A 17,448-nucleotide genomic window follows, 5' to 3' on the forward strand; every position below is an offset into this window, starting at 1 on the left:
GACAAGGAGTTTCACCATGCACGCCACGCTTGAACACATGACCATCTGGGGCCTGATCAGCGACGCGAGTCTGCTGGTCAAGGCCGTCATGTTCACCCTGTTGCTGGCGTCGTTGCTCAGCTGGTACCAGATCATCCAGCGCAGCCGCGTGCTGCACCGTCGCGAGCGGCACATGAATGCCTTTGTGCAGCGCTTTCGCAGCACCGCAGATCTGCTGCCGCTGTACCGGGAAACGACCGGCAGCGAACACGGCGTGGAGCCGGTTTTTCATGCCGGGGTTCACGAGTTCAATCACCTCAACCAGCACGCGGGCAACGACGCCGACGTAGTGCTCGAAGGGGTGGAGCGCGCGTTGTATGTGGCCATCAGCGAGCAGGAGGTGCAGCTGGAGAAAGGCTTGCAGTTCCTGGCCACGGTCGGCTCGGTCAGCCCCTATATCGGTCTGTTCGGCACCGTATGGGGGATCATGAATTCCTTCATCGGCCTGTCCCAGGTGCAGCAGGCGACGCTGTCGACCGTGGCGCCGGGCATCGCCGAAGCGCTGATCGCCACGGCCATCGGCCTGTTCGCGGCGATACCGGCGGTGATCGCCTACAACCGCTTTTCCTCCCGCAGCCAGACCTTGCTCACCCGTTACTACGCATTCGGCAATGAGCTTCAGGTGCGCCTGCATCGCCGGTTGCACGGTGTGCCGATGAACCTGGCGGCAGCCGCCTGAGAGGAGCGTGAAGATGTTGGTCAGACCGCAACGCAAACACGGGCCCAAGGCCGAAATGAACGTGGTGCCCTACATCGACGTGATGCTGGTGCTGCTGGTGATTTTCATGGTCACCGCGCCGATGCTGACCCAGGGGGTGAAGATCGAACTGCCCAAGGTCGCCAGTGAAGCCCTGGCCACGGACACTCGCCAGCAGATCCTGACGTTGTCGGTGAAGGCCGAGGGCGGTTACTACTGGAACCTCGGCGGCGAACTCGACACCCGCAACCAGACCGACAGCGCCGTCACCCTCGACGATATGCGGGCCAAGGTGGCGCAGATTGTTGCCGGGCGGCGCGATACCCAGGTCTATATCCGCGCCGACAAGGACGCCAGCTACGGCAGCGTGGTCGCGGCCATGGCGGCGTTGCAGCAGGGCGGGGTCAGCAACCTGGGGCTGGTGACCGAGGCCCCGCAATGACGGCAATGATCATGCACCCACCAATACTGACCTTGCACACTGGAGTGCGGCGCGGACTCTGGCAACACTGCCTGGCGGCGGGCCTCGCCGTGGCGCTGCACGGGATCGTCCTGGCGTTGCTGGTACAGGATTGGACGGTCGAGAAACCACCCGTCGAGCAACCGTCGGTAATGCACACCCAACTGGTGATGCTGCCGCCGGCGCCTCAGCCTCAGCCTCCGCCACAGGTGCTGGAACCGGTGCCCGGCGTGGTGCAGCCGGCACCGGTGGAGCCGGTTGTCGCCGCGCCGGTACAGCCGGTCAAACCCACCGTCGATCCACAGATCCAGGCACAAAAACTTGAGCAGTCCGCCCTGGCGCGTAAACGGGTCGAAGACAAAAAACGCGATCTTCAGGCCGAGCAACAACGCCAGCGCCTGGAAACGGAGAAGCGCAATACCGAGGCCGAACGACAACGCCTCGCCCAGCAGCAGGCACAACAGGCCGAACAGGCGCGCCTGGCCGCTGACCGCAGCCGCCAACAAGCGGCGCAGGCGGCGGCCGACAGCCGTCAGTACCTGCCCTTGAGCAAGGAAGCGCCGGGCTATCCGCAGCGGGCGCTGGACAAGAACATCGAAGGCGATTGCAACGTGGAATACACCGTCGACCCCCAGGGCAAAGTGGAAAACCCCAGGGTGCTCGACGGTTGCCATCCACTGTTCATGCGTCCGTCACTGGCCGCCGCCAACACCTTCCGCTATCAGCCACGGATGATCGATGGCCGGGTGGTTTCAGTGCCAGCAGTGCGTAATACCTTTCACTACCGGATCAAGTGAAAGGTGGTGTCATTTCACGGCGTAAAACTTGCGTACGTAGCGGGTGCTGGTCCATGCGCATGGCGCGCCCCGGGGGACGAACACGCTGTCGCCGGTGTTGACTGTCAGACTGCTTCCGTCCGGGGCCTGCAAAGTCACGCTGCCTTCGATCAGGTGCATCAACTCATGGAGTTTGTGCGGCCGACCATGGCGCTGGTAGGGCGTCGAGTCCCAGACGCCGACGCGCAGTTCGGACGCGTCATCTTCGAAGGCATTGCGTGAGCGGCATTGCGGGGTGGGGCCGATCAGAATCTGGGGCTCCGGTGCCGCCGACGGCGAGAGCAGGGCCAGCGGGTCGAGGGCGGTCAGACCAGGTGCCGGCTTGGCAACGGGAGAGGTGACTGCACAGAAGGCCCAGCGGGTGCCTGGCTGAACCTGCACCTGCAATACCGTGCCGCAGCCGATGACAGCACCGGCGCCGATGTCCAGTTCCAGCGTTTGCCCGTCACTGTGCAGCACGACCTGTCCGGCGTGCACGACCATGACTTCGGTGTGGGGGAATTGATCGATCGATAAGGCGGCGTCGATCTGTACGATGCCCGCCGACACGCCGTCGGCGTCGCTGTAGGCGATCTGGCGAGCGTATCGGAACGGATCGGCGGCACTCAACGGCGCAGGGGTGAATGACGTGGTAACAGGGCTGCCGTCGGCGCGCGCCAACAGCACAAGGGTAGGGTGGGACATGCGGATGACGCTCCATGAAAACAAGCAGTGAACGGGATTGGAGTGTGCGCGGCGTTCAGCCGATGGCTTGGGTGACCACCGCGAATTGCCGCACGTTTGCGCTCGCTTGCGGTGGGGTGCCCTTGGCCATTTGCGCCACGGTGTCGACCTGTTTGAGGCCGGCCTGCTCCAGCCATTGACCCAAGCCACAGTCCGCCGGAATGTCGATGCGCACGAAGGCGTCCGGCACTTGCGCCAGCAGCACGCTGATCAGGTGCCTGACTTGTTCGACATTCTCGGCGATCACCGGGCCGAGGCAGCGACCACGGCCGAAAGGGCGCAGCAGGGCGAAGGCGCGTAACTGGCCGTCACGCTCGATCCCCACTGAATGTTCGACCACCTCGAGCAGGTCCGTGAGCACGGCTTGCCGGTCCAGCCCGCTGCCGGCGTTGGCCAGGGCCAGCAGTTGCGCCCGGTCATCGGCGCGCAACCGGCGGCATTGTTCGTCGTCTGCCAGCGGCTCGGGGACAGGGCCTTGTGCCTGACCTTGATGTTGTTGTATCCGCCCGAACTCGACAAACCCCTGGCTAACGTAAAGCGGCGCCCCGGCCAGCGTGGCATTGAGCACCGGGGTGCGGGACTGGCAGGCATCCAGTGCCTGCTCCATCAACTTGCGCCCGATGCCCTTGCCCTGGTAGTCGTCGCTGACTATCACCAGGCCGATGGTGGCGAACCCGCCCTGGGGGCAAGTGAACGCAGTGCCGATCAGGCGCTCGCCGTCCAGCACCACGAAACCATGGCTGACCCGCTGCAACATCGCCCAGTCTTCCAGGCGATGGGGCCACTTCAATTGCACGGACAACGCATGGGCCGAGGGCAGGTCGGCGGCGGTCATCGGGCGATAGACATAAGCAGGTTGTTGCAAGGCGGACATGGCGAGTCTCCGTTGGACAATGTGCGCGAGCGACCGGATTTCCAGTGCGATGCTGCCTGTATCCCATCTGCGCGAAGGCCTGACAAGGGGGCCCCGAGCATTCGGCAGATTCCGCAAGACAGAGGCGGCAAGACCACACTTCCTACTTAATTGCCCGGCAAGGTCGGCAGCAAATGCTTGGGTTTTTTTTCTACGATGGAGGCCTGGGTTCACGACTCACCGTTCCTCTTCTGGAGTGCTCCATGGATAGCTTCGATCCTCGCCTCATCGCTGTGCGCAGCGCTCATTTCATCGGTGGACAATACCGCGATGCTCAACCCGGCCTGGAGGTGGCGCGACCCTCGGATGGCCAGGTGTATGCCGAGCTGCCTATTGCCGATGCTGCGCGGGTGGACGAGGCGGTCAACGATGCCTGGCAAGCGTTCAACCGCAGCGATTGGGCCAGTCGGCCACCCCGGGAACGGGCGCGAGTGATGCGTCGCTGGGCCGATCTGATCGAAGCCGACGCGGCCGTGCTGGCGCCGCTGGAAGCGCTGGGGTCGACCCGTCCCCATAAAGACGTGATCGCCTGGGACATTCCTTATGTCGCCGAAGGCATTCGTTTTTTTGCCGAGCTGGCGGACAAGCATGGCGGCCAGGTGGCGGCGACCCAGACCGACCGCCTGGGGATGCAGATTGCCGAACCTTACGGCGTCATTGCCGCCATCGCGCCGTGGAATTTCCCGTTGAGCATGGCCTCCTGGAAAGTCGCGCCGGCCTTGGCGGCGGGCAATGCCGTGGTGCTCAAGCCCTCGGAGTTGACGCCGTTCTCCAGCCTGCGCTTTGCCGAGCTGGCGTTGCAGGCGGGCATTCCGGCGGGGATCTTCAACGTGGTGCAGGGCGATGGCCGCACCACCGGTGACGCGCTGTGTCGGCATCCGCGGGTCGCCAAGGTGACCTTTACCGGGTCCACGGCGACCGGCTCGAGCATCATGTCGACCTGCGCGCTGGTGGGGCCGAAACCGGTCACCCTGGAACTGGGCGGCAAGAGCCCGCAACTGGTGTTCGCCGACGTTCCGGACATCGCGAAAACCGCGCGCACCGTGGCGCTGGCGATTACCGGCAACGCCGGGCAGGTGTGCGTGTCCGGCTCGCGGCTGCTGATCCAGCGCTCGATCATGGAACCTTTTGTCGCCCATCTGCAGGCGTATTTCGAAGAACTGCGTCCCGGGCCGACCTGGTCGTCCGAGGCCACGCTGTCACCGATCATTTCCCGCCTGCAGGCCAGCCGTATCGACGGCATCGTTCAGCGTTCGCGCCAGGCCGGTGCCGAAGTGCTGACCGGTGGCGGGTTGTTCGAAGGCCTGGGTGGCGCCTACTACCGACCGACCTTGCTCACCGGCCTGGACAACGACAACCCAGCGATCGGTGAAGAAATTTTCGGCCCGGTACTGACCGTGCAGGCGTTCGATGATGAGGAGCAGGCGTTGAGCCTGGCCGCCCATGACACCTATGGCCTGGCGGCGGGCGTGCATACGGCCGACATCAATCGTGCCCTGCGCCTGGTCCGGCGCCTGGAGGCGGGGACTGTCTGGGTCAACCGCTACGGGCGCAGTAACGACTACATCCTGCCGACCGGAGGCTACAAACGCTCGGGCATCGGCAAGGACCTGGGACGTGAAGCCTTCGAGGCCAACTTGCGCTTCAAGAGTGTGTTGATCGATATCCTCCAATAACAAAAACACTGATACCCCCCTGTAGGAGCTGGCTTGCCAGCGAAGGCGTCATCACAGGCAACAACGATGTTGAATGTGTTGAAGGCGGCATTACAGCCGGCAATGATGTTGAATGTTACGGCCCCTTCGCTGGCAAGCCAGCTCCTACAGGGGGGTGAGTTAGCCGCCAAACGGGCGCTTTCCCACGGAAGCGCCCGTTTTCGTTCCACCCGGCGCAGGTTCTGCGGCAATTGCCCGCACATTCGCTTCCGATGGCCCCGTAAAGTCCCATAAGAGCGCACAAACACAGGCTTTGCCCAAGCCTGGAGCGCGCCGCAAAGTCTGCTGAGGGCGGGTAGCAAAACGGTGGTTTGTATCGAGCCAAGGGCGCTTTTAACGCCATCTGCTGAATTCACGGTGTTGTAATGACGGTGTGCTGCAGGGTTGCATCACGGCTCCCGAAATGGAGCGAATGCTTGTCACGCCATGACCTCAACGAACTTCAGGACCGCACTCAATGAGCTTTCTTCGCCCCAAATTCATTACGTTCGACTGCTACGGTACGCTGACCAATTTCCACATGGGCACCATGACCCGCGAACTGTTCGCCGATCGCGTGAAGCCCGAGCAGATGGATCAGTTCGTCAAGGACTTCTCGGCCTATCGCCTGGACCAGGTCATGGGTGACTGGATGCCCTATGACGAGATCCTCAAGACCGCGCTGGCGCGGACCTGCAAACGCTGGGGCATCGCATACCGCGACGAAGGCCAGCTGTATTACGACGCCGTGCCCACCTGGGGCCCGCACCCTGACGTGCCGGCCGGCCTGTCGAAAATCGCCGACAAGATCCCCCTGGTGATTTTCTCCAACGCCAGCGACAGCCAGATCATGTCCAACGTCGACAAGCTCGGCGCACCGTTCCACAAGGTCTTCACCGCTGAACAGGCCCAGGCCTACAAGCCGCGCCTGGCGGCGTTCGAGTACATGCTCGACAACCTCGGGTGCGGTCCGGAAGACATCTTGCATGTGTCCTCCAGCTTCCGTTACGACCTGATGCCGGCCCACGACATGAAGATCAAAAACAAGGCGTTCGTCGCCCGTGGTCACGAGGTTCCGGCCAATGCCTTCTACGGCTACCAGCAGATCACTGACATCGGTGGCCTGGCAGCGCTGGTCGGGCTCTGAGTCGAACGATAACGGCACTCTTAACCACATAAGGGATTAGACATGGGCAGTGAATCCTACTGGCTCGACACCGCACCGGACTTCACCGGTGCCCAGCCCGGCGCTTTGCCCGGGCAGGTCGACGTGGCCATCGTCGGTGGCGGTTTCACCGGTTTGGCGGCGGCTCGGGCGTTGGCCTTGAAGGGCGCCAGTGTGGTGGTGCTGGAGGCTGGAAGGGTGATCGGCGAAGCCTCCGGGCGCAACGGCGGCCAATGCAACACCGGCGTGGCCCAGGACTACGCCGGGCTCAGCGCCAGCCTCGGTGCCGACAAGGCGCGGGCTTATTACCAGGCTTACGAAAGCGCCGTGCAGAGTGTCGTTTCATTGGTGGAGCAGGAGCAGATTGCCTGCGACCTGATCCGCAACGGCAAGCTCAAGTTGGCCGCCAAGCCGATGCATTACGAAGGCCTGGCGCGCACCTGCGAACTGATTCGCAAGGAAGTCGATGCCGACGTCGAATTGCTGACCGCCGAGCAGACCCGGGCGGAAGTCAATTCGGCGCAGTTCCACGGTGGCTTGTTGCAACGCAACGGCGTGCAGATGCACGTCGGGCGCTTCGGCGTCGGGCTAGCCGAAGCGGCGGCGCGTCACGGTGCCTTGATCCATCAAGGTACCTCGGTGGTGGACTGGCAGGCCAAGGCTGGCGGCTATCAGGTCAACACCAGCAAGGGTTCGCTGCACGCCGGGCAAGTGCTGCTGGCCACCGGCGCCTGTCAGCACGGCGGGTTGGGCTGGTATCGGCGGCGGATCGTGCCGGTGGGCAGTTTCGTGATCGCCACCGAAGTCCTGCCGCAGGCCTTGATCGACCAACTGCTGCCCGGTCGGCGCGCCTACGTCACCAGCCGCATGATCGGTAACTATTTTCGCCTGACCCCGGACAACCGCCTGCTGTTCGGCGGCCGTGCGCGGTTCGCGATGTCCGACAGTGTCAACGACGCCAAGAGCGGCAAAGTGCTGCAAGCGGCGATGGTGCAGATGTTCCCGCAGCTGGCCAACGTCAGGATCGACTACTGCTGGGGCGGCCTGGTAGACATGACCTCCGACCGCTTGCCCCGGGCCGGCCAGCACGGCGGGATTTATCACTCCATGGGCTACAGCGGCCACGGGGTGCAGATGTCGGTGCACATGGGCCAGGTCATGGCTGACGTCATGACCGGCAAGGTTGAGGCCAACCCTTGGCGCGAACTGGAATGGCCGGCGATTCCCGGGCATTTTGGCAAACCCTGGTTCCTGCCGTTTGTAGGTGCCTATTACCGATTCCAGGATTATTTGCATTGAGTTGATGTTGTGGCGTCACCGTCGTTTGCGTTTCCAGGACGCTCCGGACATCCGCGAGCACTCGAATCTACTGATTATCGACAGGTACAACTGATATGACTGACAACAAGATCGACTCCCAACTGATCTCCGGCCAGGACAGCCTGCGGGTGTTCGAAGGCCTCAATCGCGGCATGTCGCGCCGCAATGCCTTGCAGATGCTCGGCGTGGCCGGCGTCGCGGCGGTGGGTGCCGGCAGCCTGTTCGGTGCCGCCGGCAAACTGTTCGCCGAAGAAGCCGCCACCCCGGGCAAAGGCAAGCCGGGCGGGCGCATCCGCGTCGCCGGTATGTCCAGTTCCACCGCTGATACCCTGGATCCGGCCAAGGGCGCGCTGTCCACCGACTACGTGCGTCACTTCATGTTCTATAACGGCCTGACCCGTTTCGACAGCCACCTGGTGCCACAACTGGAACTGGCCGAGCGCATCGACAACACCGATGCGACGCTGTGGACCATCACCCTGCGCAAGGACGTGACCTTCCACAACGGCAAGACCCTGGGCGCCGCCGACGTGGTGTTTTCGCTGTCACGCCACAAGGACCCGCTGACCGGCTCCAAGGTCATGCCGCTGATGGCGCAGTTCGAGGAGATCAAGGCCACCGGCCCCAACGAAGTACAGATCCGTCTCAGCGCGCCGAACGCCGAGCTGCCGTCGATCCTCGCCGTGTCGCACCTGATGATCGTTCCGGAAGGCACCACCGACTTCAACCAGGGCATCGGCACCGGGCCGTTCAAGGTCAAGGAGTTCAAACCCGGCGTGCGTTCGATTGCCGCGCGCAATACCGGCTACTGGAAACCGGGCCTGCCGTACCTGGACGAAATAGAGTTCATCGCGATTGCCGACGAACCGTCGCGAATCAACGCGCTGCTGTCGGGCGATGTGCACCTGATCAACGAGGTCAATCCGCGCTCCACCGCACGGATCAAGGCCAGCGCCAAGCATCGGGTGGTCGATGCGCCGTCGGGCAACTACACCGACCTGATCATCCGCCAGGACCAGATGCCGGGTAAAAGCGCCGAATTCACCCAGGCGATGAAGCATCTGCTGGACCGTGAACAGGTCAAATCCGCGGTGTTCCGTGGCTATGCCGTGGTCGGTAACGACCATCCGATTTCCCCCGGTTCGCGTTATTACAACGCCGACCTGCCGCAAAGAGTCTACGACCCGGAAAAAGCCAAATTCCTGCTGAAAAAGGCCGGCATGGAAAGCATCACCATGCCGCTGGTCGCATCGCCCGCCGCCACCGGTTCGGTGGACATCGCGGTACTGCTGCAGCAATCGGCGAAGCAGGCCGGGCTCAAGCTCGACGTCAACCGTCTGCCGAGCGATGGCTACTGGTCCAACCACTGGATGAAGCACCCGTTGAGTTTCGGCAACATCAACCCGCGGCCGAACGCCGACGTGATGTTCTCGCAGTTCTTCCAGTCCAAGGCGCCGTGGAACGAATCCGGCTGGCAGAACGATCAGTTCGACCAGTTGCTGATGCTCGCCCGGGGTGAAACCGACGACGCCAAGCGCAGCAAGATGTACGCCGACATGCAGACCCTGGTGCATGACCACAGCGGCATCGGCGTGCCGGTGTTCATCAGCAACATCGACGGCGTCGACCAGCGCATCAAAGGTTATGGCAGCAACCCGCTGGGCGGCTTCATGGGCTACATGTTCGCCGAGCAGGTCTGGCTGGACGCTTGATCCGCGATGGGTTTGCGCTACGAGGACATTGCATGAGGGCAGGGCGATGAATAGCAACACACTGTGGTTGATCGGCCGGCGCCTGGGCGCCGCGATCGTGACCTTGTTGATCGTGTCCATGGTCGTGTTCGCGATCACGGCGGTACTGCCGGGGGACGCGGCGCAACAGGCGCTTGGGCAGTTCGCCACGCCGGAGCAAGTGGCAGCCTTGCGCCTGAAACTGGGGCTCGACCAGCCCGGTGTGTTGCGTTACCTGCACTGGTTGATGAACCTGCTCAGCGGTGACCTCGGCCAGTCGGTATCCAACGCCATGCCGGTCAGCGACCTGATGGCCGGGCGGGTGCCCAACACCCTGATGCTGGCGGCCGCCACGGCGCTGGTGTCGGTGCCGGTGGCACTGATCCTCGGCATTGGTTCGGCGATGGGCCGCGGTGGGCGCATCGACAGCTTCCTGAGCTTCTTCACCCTGGCCATGGTCGCCGTGCCGGAGTTTCTGGTGGCGACCCTGGCGGTGCTGATTTTCGCGGTGAACCTGGGCTGGTTGTCGGCGCTGTCCTACGCCAGCGACATCACTTCGCCCTGGCAATTCATGCGCACCTACGCCTTGCCGGTGATGACGCTGTGCTGCGTGATCGTCGCGCAAATGGCGCGCATGACCCGGGCCGCGGTGATCGATCAGCTCGACAGCCCCTACGTGGAGATGGCGCGGCTCAAGGGCGTGAGCCCGATGCGCATCGTGCTGCGCCACGCCTTGCCCAACGCCATCGGGCCGATCGCCAACGCCATCGCCCTGAGCCTGTCCTACCTGTTGGGCGGGGTGGTGATCGTCGAGACGATCTTCAACTACCCCGGCATCGCCAGCCTGATGGTCGATGCCGTGACCAACCGCGACATGGCGCTGGTCCAGGCCTGCACCATGCTGTTTTGCACGGCGTACCTGGGGTTGGTGCTGATTGCCGACCTGTGCGCGATTCTGTCCAATCCGAGGCTGAGAAACCAATGAACAATCTCATTGTGAAATCGACGCCTGCTGCGCCTGAACTGGCAGCCGGCAAGGTGTCCGCCGGCCCCTCCTGGCTGGGGCTGGTCGGGGCGGTGATGTGTGTCCTGTGGCTGCTGGTGGCGATCTTCGGCCCATGGCTGGCACCGCACCCGGTGGGGGAGGTGGTCTCCGACAACGTCTTCGACAGCATGAGTGCGGTCTATCCGTTCGGCACCGACTACCTGGGCCGCGACATGCTCAGCCGCATCCTCGTCGGCGCCCGGTTTACCGTGGGCCTGGCGTTGGTGGCGGCGGTGCTGGCCAGCGGCCTGGGTACCGGTTGTGCGTTGCTGTCGGTGGTGTCACCGAAGTGGCTGGATGAAGTGATCAGTCGCCTGATGGACGCCTTCATTTCGATCCCGAGCAAGATGCTCGCCCTGATCATGGTCTCGGCCTTCGGCTCCTCGGTCACCTTGCTGATTTGCACCGCGGTGTTGAGCTTTACCCCGGGCGCATTCCGGATCGCCCGCAGCATGGCGGTGAACATCGAAGCCCTGGAGTACGTGCAGGTGGCCCGTACCCGCGGCGAGCGCCGGCTGTACATCGCCTGCGTGGAAATCCTGCCGAACATGCTCAATCCGGTGCTGACGGACCTGGGCTTGCGCTTCGGCTTCATCGTGCTGCTGCTCAGCGGCATGAGCTTTCTCGGCCTGGGCGTGCAACCGCCGGACGCCGACCTCGGCTCGCTGGTGCGCGAGAACATCGGCGGCCTCAACCAGGGCGCGCCGGCCATCGTGATTCCGGCCCTGGCCATCGGCACCCTGACCATCGGGGTGAATCTGTTTATCGACCGGCTGTCGTCGCGACGTAGTCGACGTTCGGGAGGTCATTGATATGAGCCAATTGATACGCGTCGAAAACCTGCGGGTGGTCGCCTGTGGCGAGCGCGGCGAGGTGGAAATCGTCAAGGGCGTGAGCTTCGCCCTGGCAAAAGGGGAAGTGCTGGCGCTGATCGGCGAGTCCGGCTCCGGCAAGACCACCATCGCCCTGGCGCTGCTCGGCTACGCCCGGCGTGGCTGCCGGTTGGCGGGCGGGGTGGTGCAGGTCGGCGAGCATGACATGCTGGCATTGAGTGAACGCGAGCTGCAGGGCTTGCGCGGCAACCGGGTGTCGTACATCGCGCAAAGCGCGGCGGCGGCGTTTAACCCGGCGAAAAAACTCATCGACCAGGTGGTGGAGGGTGCCTTGATCCATGGCCTGGGCAGCCGCGCTGTGCTCGAATCCAAGGCCATCGAATTGTTCCGCGACCTGGCACTGCCGGACCCGGAACGCATCGGCCAGCGCTACCCCCATCAGGTTTCCGGCGGGCAACTGCAGCGGGTGATGGCGGCCATGGCGCTGATCAGCGATCCACTGCTGGTGGTGCTCGACGAACCGACCACGGCCCTCGACGTGACCACCCAGATCGACGTGCTGCGCGCCTTCAAGCGGGTGGTGCGCGAACGGGGCGCGACAGCGGTCTATGTGTCCCACGACCTGGCCGTGGTAGCGCAGATGGCCGATCAGATCGTGGTACTCAACGGCGGCCAGATTTTCGAACAGAACGCCACCGCGCCCTTGCTTAAAGGCCCGGCCCACGAATACACCCGCAGCCTGCTGGCGGCGGCGCGGCCGGACACCACCATCCGCCCACCCTGTGGTGTCGCCGAAGACACGCCGTTGCTGACGATCCAGGGCCTGACCGCCGGCTACGGCAACAAGAACACGCACGGCATGCCGGCGATTCGTGTGCTGGAAGACATCGACCTGACGGTGCGCAGGGGCCAGGCCATCGGCGTGATCGGTGAGTCGGGCTCGGGTAAATCGACCCTGGCGCGGGTGGTGGCGGGGTTGTTGACTCCGGCGTTGGGCAGTTTGACCTTCGATGGCCAGCCACTGGGTGGCAGTCTCTCTGAGCGCACTGACGAACAGTTCCGACGGATTCAAATGGTGTTCCAGAATGCCGACACCGCGCTCAACCCGATGCACAGTGTCAGTACTATTCTGGGCCGCCCCTTGAAAATGTATTTCGGCCTCAAGGGCGCCGCGCTGCGCGAGCGCATCGGCGAATTGCTGGACCTGGTGCGCCTGCCGCGAGCCATGGCCGAACGCCGGCCGAACGAACTGTCCGGCGGACAAAAACAGCGGGTCAACCTGGCGCGGGCCCTGGCGGCCAAGCCGGACCTGATTCTCTGCGACGAGGTAACCTCGGCGCTGGATACTGTGGTCGGTGCGGCGATTCTCGAACTGCTGCGCGACCTGCGCCAGCAACTGGGGGTGTCCTACCTGTTCATCAGCCACGACATTTCCACGGTGCGGGCGCTGTGCGACGACATCGTGGTGATGTACAGCGGGCACAAGGTGCAGGCCGGCACCCGGCAAGCGTTCGCCCAGGCACCGTTCCATCCGTACACCGACCTGTTGATTCATTCGGTGCCGGAACTGCGCCAGGGCTGGCTGGAGAGCTGCGGCACCACCTGTGGCGAGCTGCCGCCGATCGGCGCCAAGGCCAACGTGCCAGAGCTCTGCACCTTCCTCAGCCGGTGCCCGGTGCGGATCGACGGTGTGTGCAATCGCACGGCACCGAACCGGCGCATCGTCGCCGGCGGCAGTGAAATCCTCTGTCACCACGACAGCGCCGAGTTGCTGAAAACCCAGCAGGATTTGAACATCATGACCCAGGGAGCCTATGCATGAAGGGGCGATTTGTGAGACTGGCCGAGCAGGGCCGGCCAACCGTCAGTTTGACCGTGGACGGCGCACCCATCGAGGCGTTGCGTGGCGACACCCTGATGGTCGCGTTGCTGACCCAGGGATCGGCGTTGCGCCAGTCGGAGTTCGACTCGGGACGGCGCGCCGGTTTTTGCCTGATGGGCGCCTGCCAGGATTGCTGGGTCTGGACCCGCGGCGGCGAACGTCTGCGCGCCTGTTCCAACGAGGTCCGTGAAGGGCTGGACATCGTCACCACACAACCGGAGGCGAAATGGCCACTGCACGGCTGAGCTCTAAAAAAGTCGTTATCGTTGGCGCCGGGCCGGCGGGTATCCGTTGCGCCGAAACCCTGATGTCGGCGGGATTCAAGCCGATCCTGATCGATGAAAACCGTCGCGATGGCGGGCAGATCTACCGCCGCCAGCCCGAAGGGTTTACCCGGGATTACGCCACCCTTTACGGCACCGAGGCCACCAAGGCCCGGCACCTGCACCAAAGTTTCGACCGCTTGCGCGGGCAGATCGACTATCGCCCGGACACCCTGGTGTGGAACCTGACGCCGGGGCAATTGTGCTGTGTCAGTCAGGGCCAACATTCGACGGTGGATTACGATGCATTGATCCTCTGCACCGGCGCCACCGACCGTTTGATGCCAATCGAAGGCTGGCAACTGGCGGGGACCTACAGCCTCGGCGGGGCGCAAATCGCGCTCAAGTCCCAGGCGGTATCCATCGGCCACAGCGTGGTATTCATGGGCAGCGGGCCGTTGCTGTACCTGGTGGCCAGCCAGTACGTCAAGGCCGGCGCCAGCGTGGCGGCGGTGCTCGACACCTCGCCGCTGCGCAAACGCATCCTGGCGATGCCCAAACTGCTGGCGCGCCCCGGGTTGCTGTTCACCGGGATGAAACTGCTGGCGCAGCTGTATCAGGCGAAGATCCCGGTGCACCTGGGGGTCCAGCCGCTGCAAGTGGTGGGCGACGCCGCGAGCGGTGTCAGCGGTGTGCGGGTGCGTACCGCCAAAGGCGAGACCCTGGGGGTGGATTGTGACGCCGTGGCCTTGGGGTATCACCTGCGCCCGGAAACCCAGCTGGCCGATCTGGCCGGTTGCCGCATGCGCTTTGATGACGCCTCCGGCCAATGGTGGCTGGCGGTGGATGAGGATGGCCGGACTTCAGTCGATGGCGTGTATGCCGCCGGGGATGGTTCGAAGATTCGCGGCGCGGATGCGGCGGAACACGCCGGACGCCTGGTGGCCATGGCGCTGCTGGAAGACCTGCATCAGCCAGTGAATGCCGGTGTGCGCGACAAGCAACGCCACGCACTGGCAGTGATGGACCAGTTTCGCCTCGGCCTGGCCCAGGCGTTTCCCTGGCCTGCCGAACACGCCAGGGCGCTGCCGGATGCAGCCATCGTCTGCCGCTGCGAAATGATCAGCGCCGGCGAGTTGCGCCGCACCGTCAGCGAAAAAGGTGCTTGTGAAGTCAATCGGGCCAAGGCGTTCAGCCGGGTCGGCATGGGCCGTTGCCAGGGCCGTTATTGCTCCCAGGCCGGGGCCGAGGTGATTGCCGCGGCGGCCGGCGTCAAGGTGCAACAGGTCGGCCGTCAACGCGGCCAGGCGCCGGTCAAACCGCTTTCGATGCTCACCACTGAGGTGTCGCCATGACGGTACAAAAAGCCGATGTCGTGATTGTCGGCGGCGGCCTGATGGGCTCGGCGGCGGCGTTTTTCCTGCGCCGGCGGGGGCAGTCGGTGATCCTGCTGGAGCGCGACCAGATTGGTCAGTACGCCAGTGGCGTGAACTTCGGCAACGTGCGGCGCCAAGGGCGGTACCTCGGCCAGCTGGCGTTGGCCAACCGTTCCTGGGCGCTGTGGAAGCGTCTGCCGGAGCTGATCGATGACGACCTCGAATTCATCGCCAGTGGCCACATGCGGGTGTGTTACCGCGAAGACGAAATCCCCGAGCTTGAGGCTTACGCGGCAGCGCCCGAAGCGGCGCAGCTGGACCTGCAGATCTTTCGTGGCGCCGAGCTGCACGCGCGTTTTCCGTTCCTCGGGCGGGACGTGAAGGGCGGTTCCTATGCGCCCCACGATGGGCACGCCAATCCGCGCCTGGCAGCCCCGGCCTTTGCCCGTGCCGCACGCCGCCTCGGCGCGCGGATCGAGGAGCAGACCGAAGTCGCCGAGGTGCAGAAGGTCGGCGGCGAGTTCAGCATCAGCACCACCGACGGCCGCCGGTTCAGTGCCGCGCAGTTGCTGATCACCGCGGGTGCCTGGGGGCAGAAGCTCTCTGCCCAGTTCGGCGAACCGGTGCCGCTGGACACCCACGGCCCGCAAATGGCCGTGACCGAGCCGGTGCCCTACGCGTTGCCGACGGTGATCGGCGTGTACACCAAAATTCCCGAGGAAGTGATCTATTTCCGGCAGATTCCTCGGGGCAACATTGTCATCGGCGGCGGCTACCGCAGCAAACCGGACATGCTCAATCGCCGGGCCCAGGTCGAGCCGCGCAGCATCCTCAATCAGCTCGAACAAATGCGCCGCCTGCTGCCGGGAGTCGGCAACCTCAACATCATCCGGGTCTGGAGCGGCATCGAGGGTTACCTGCCCGATTCCCTGCCGGTGATGGGCCCGAGCGGCACTGTCGATGGCTTGTTCTATGCCTTCGGCTTCTGCGGCCATGGCTTCCAGCTCGGTCCGGGCGTCGGCGACGTGATGGCCGAACTGATCAGCACCGGCAGCACCAGCACTTCAATTGAGCCGTTCTCCATCAACCGGTTCGCCCTTTCCGCCGAGCAACGGAGCAAGGCCTCATGAAACCTCGTGTACTGGACATTCTCAAACGCCTGATGGCCTTCGACACCGTCTCTTGCGAGTCGAACATGGCGCTCATCGAATACGTGCGCGACCTGCTGCTGAGCAAAGGCATCGAGTCGCTGATCGTCAAGGACGAAAGCGGCCAAAAGGCCAATCTGTTTGCCAGCACCGGCCCCCGGGAGTTGCCGGGGATTCTGCTGTCCGGCCATACCGACGTGGTGCCGGCGGCGGGGCAGGCCTGGACCTTCCCGGCATTCCAGGCGACGGTGCAGGACGGGCGGATCTATGGCCGTGGCAGTTGCGACATGAAGGGCTTCATCGCCCTGGCCCTCGACGCCATGCTCGACGCGGCGGACAGCCCGTTGAGCCGGCCACTGCAACTGGCGCTGTCCCACGACGAGGAAACCGGCTGCGTCGGTGTGCGTCGTTTACTCGACGTGCTGCACCTGGCGCCGGTGCGGCCGTTCCTGTGCCTGATCGGCGAGCCGACCAACATGCAGTTCGTGCTCGGGCACAAGGGCAAGGGGTCTTACCGCACGTACTGCCGTGGCCTGGAGGCACATTCCTCGCTGGCCCCGCGTTCGGTCAACGCAATTCACGTGGCCTGCGATTTCATCGCCGCGCTGCGTCAGAGCCAGCAGCAGTTGCAGGAGCAGGGCGCTCAGGATGGCGACTATGACGTGCCTTACAGCACCGTGCATGTCGGGCAGATTGTCGGCGGCAAGGCGCTGAACATCGTGCCCAACCTGTGCACCCTGGATTTCGAAGTGCGCAACTTGCCGGCGGACGATCTGGATCAGTTCCTGGAGCAGATGCGCGAGCGCGCCGAAGTGATTGTGCGCGAGGCGAAAAAGCTGTCCAGCGTCGCGGCCATCGAGATTGAAACCATCAATGTGTATCCCGGCCTGGACACGCATCCGAGCGTCGAAGCGGTGCGCTTTCTGAAAAACTTCGCCGCGCCGGACACCGGCACCGCCAAGGTCTCCTTCGGCACCGAGGGCGGGCTGTTCAAGCAGCGCCTGGATGTGCCGGTGGTGGTCTGCGGCCCGGGGTCGATCGAACAGGCGCACAAGCCGGACGAGTTCATCGAGATCAGCCAGATGGAGGCGGGGGAGCGGTTTCTGGAAGGGTTGCTGGAGTCCCTGAAACTGTAATCAGGTCCCAAGGCCAGCACCGATCAACTGTAGGAGCTGGCTTGCCAGCGAAGGGGCCGTCACATTCAACATCATTGTTGCCTGTAACACCGCCTTCGCGAGTAAGCTCGCTCCCACAGGGTTCTGTGTTTACCTGGACAGACCCTATGTCCCCTCGGTAGAGCCTGCCGTCCCATCGCAAATTTCAG

General features: G+C 64.0%; 16 protein-coding genes. 14 read left to right on the forward strand and 2 right to left on the reverse strand.

All coding sequences use genetic code 11. The features are described 5' to 3' along the window. Window positions 1–16: 16 nt before the first annotated feature. From tolQ to ACA062_RS12575, 3 genes are read left to right on the forward strand one after another with little or no spacing between them, the layout of a single operon-like run. Entirely contained in the window at window positions 17–718 is a 702-nt protein-coding gene (gene tolQ, locus ACA062_RS12565) for a protein TolQ (protein WP_497456650.1), read from the forward strand. 13 nt (window positions 719–731) lie between these two features. Then, complete coding sequence (gene tolR, locus ACA062_RS12570; RefSeq protein ID WP_497456651.1) at window positions 732–1,178, forward strand: protein TolR; 447 nt, start codon at window positions 732–734, stop codon at window positions 1,176–1,178. Beyond that, entirely contained in the window at window positions 1,175–1,993 is an 819-nt protein-coding gene (locus tag ACA062_RS12575) for an energy transducer TonB (RefSeq protein WP_497456652.1), read from the forward strand. The genes tolR and ACA062_RS12575 overlap by 4 nt, the downstream gene beginning before the upstream one ends. Window positions 1,994–2,002: 9 nt before the next feature. Here the strand turns inward: ACA062_RS12575 and ACA062_RS12580 are convergent, their stop codons facing one another. Both ACA062_RS12580 and ACA062_RS12585 read right to left on the reverse strand, forming a co-directional pair. Continuing rightward, on the reverse strand, window positions 2,003–2,716 hold the full coding sequence (locus ACA062_RS12580; RefSeq protein WP_497456653.1) for a cupin domain-containing protein: 714 nt from the start codon (window positions 2,714–2,716) through the stop codon (window positions 2,003–2,005). 55 nt (window positions 2,717–2,771) lie between these two features. Further along, window positions 2,772–3,629, reverse strand: a complete 858-nt coding sequence (locus ACA062_RS12585) for a GNAT family N-acetyltransferase (RefSeq protein ID WP_497456654.1) — start codon at window positions 3,627–3,629, stop codon at window positions 2,772–2,774. Window positions 3,630–3,871: 242 nt separating this feature from the next. Here ACA062_RS12585 and ACA062_RS12590 point away from each other — a divergent pair, with 242 nt between their 5' ends. The 11 genes from ACA062_RS12590 (at window position 3,872) to argE (ending at window position 17,260) form a co-directional block, all read left to right on the forward strand. Then, entirely contained in the window at window positions 3,872–5,344 is a 1,473-nt protein-coding gene (locus ACA062_RS12590) for an aldehyde dehydrogenase family protein (protein ID WP_497456655.1), read from the forward strand. 496 nt (window positions 5,345–5,840) lie between these two features. Continuing rightward, window positions 5,841–6,509, forward strand: coding sequence for a haloacid dehalogenase type II (locus tag ACA062_RS12595; protein ID WP_497456656.1), 669 nt, complete (start codon window positions 5,841–5,843; stop codon window positions 6,507–6,509). Window positions 6,510–6,551: 42 nt separating this feature from the next. Next, a complete protein-coding gene (locus ACA062_RS12600) occupies window positions 6,552–7,826 on the forward strand; it encodes an NAD(P)/FAD-dependent oxidoreductase (RefSeq protein ID WP_497456657.1) in 1,275 nt (424 codons plus the stop codon). 95 nt (window positions 7,827–7,921) lie between these two features. After that, on the forward strand, window positions 7,922–9,559 hold the full coding sequence (locus ACA062_RS12605; protein ID WP_497456658.1) for an ABC transporter substrate-binding protein: 1,638 nt from the start codon (window positions 7,922–7,924) through the stop codon (window positions 9,557–9,559). A 46-nt stretch (window positions 9,560–9,605) separates the two neighbouring features. After that, on the forward strand, window positions 9,606–10,562 hold the full coding sequence (locus tag ACA062_RS12610) for an ABC transporter permease (protein WP_497456659.1): 957 nt from the start codon (window positions 9,606–9,608) through the stop codon (window positions 10,560–10,562). Beyond that, the gene (locus ACA062_RS12615) at window positions 10,559–11,434 is read left to right on the forward strand and encodes an ABC transporter permease (protein WP_497456660.1); all 876 of its coding nucleotides are present in this window, start codon (window positions 10,559–10,561) and stop codon (window positions 11,432–11,434) included. The genes ACA062_RS12610 and ACA062_RS12615 overlap by 4 nt, the downstream gene beginning before the upstream one ends. Window position 11,435: 1 nt before the next feature. Further along, on the forward strand, window positions 11,436–13,277 hold the full coding sequence (locus tag ACA062_RS12620; RefSeq protein ID WP_497456661.1) for an ABC transporter ATP-binding protein: 1,842 nt from the start codon (window positions 11,436–11,438) through the stop codon (window positions 13,275–13,277). Beyond that, complete coding sequence (locus ACA062_RS12625; protein WP_128870408.1) at window positions 13,274–13,582, forward strand: (2Fe-2S)-binding protein; 309 nt, start codon at window positions 13,274–13,276, stop codon at window positions 13,580–13,582. Before ACA062_RS12620 ends, ACA062_RS12625 begins: the two co-directional genes overlap by 4 nt. Further along, the gene (locus ACA062_RS12630; protein ID WP_497456662.1) at window positions 13,564–14,955 is read left to right on the forward strand and encodes an FAD/NAD(P)-dependent oxidoreductase; all 1,392 of its coding nucleotides are present in this window, start codon (window positions 13,564–13,566) and stop codon (window positions 14,953–14,955) included. Before ACA062_RS12625 ends, ACA062_RS12630 begins: the two co-directional genes overlap by 19 nt. Further along, window positions 14,952–16,106, forward strand: a complete 1,155-nt coding sequence (locus tag ACA062_RS12635) for an NAD(P)/FAD-dependent oxidoreductase (protein WP_497456663.1) — start codon at window positions 14,952–14,954, stop codon at window positions 16,104–16,106. Before ACA062_RS12630 ends, ACA062_RS12635 begins: the two co-directional genes overlap by 4 nt. After that, complete coding sequence (argE, locus tag ACA062_RS12640) at window positions 16,103–17,260, forward strand: acetylornithine deacetylase (RefSeq protein ID WP_497456664.1); 1,158 nt, start codon at window positions 16,103–16,105, stop codon at window positions 17,258–17,260. Before ACA062_RS12635 ends, argE begins: the two co-directional genes overlap by 4 nt. Window positions 17,261–17,448: the final 188 nt, after the last annotated feature.

Source organism: Pseudomonas sp. LBUM1679 (assembly GCF_059695565.1).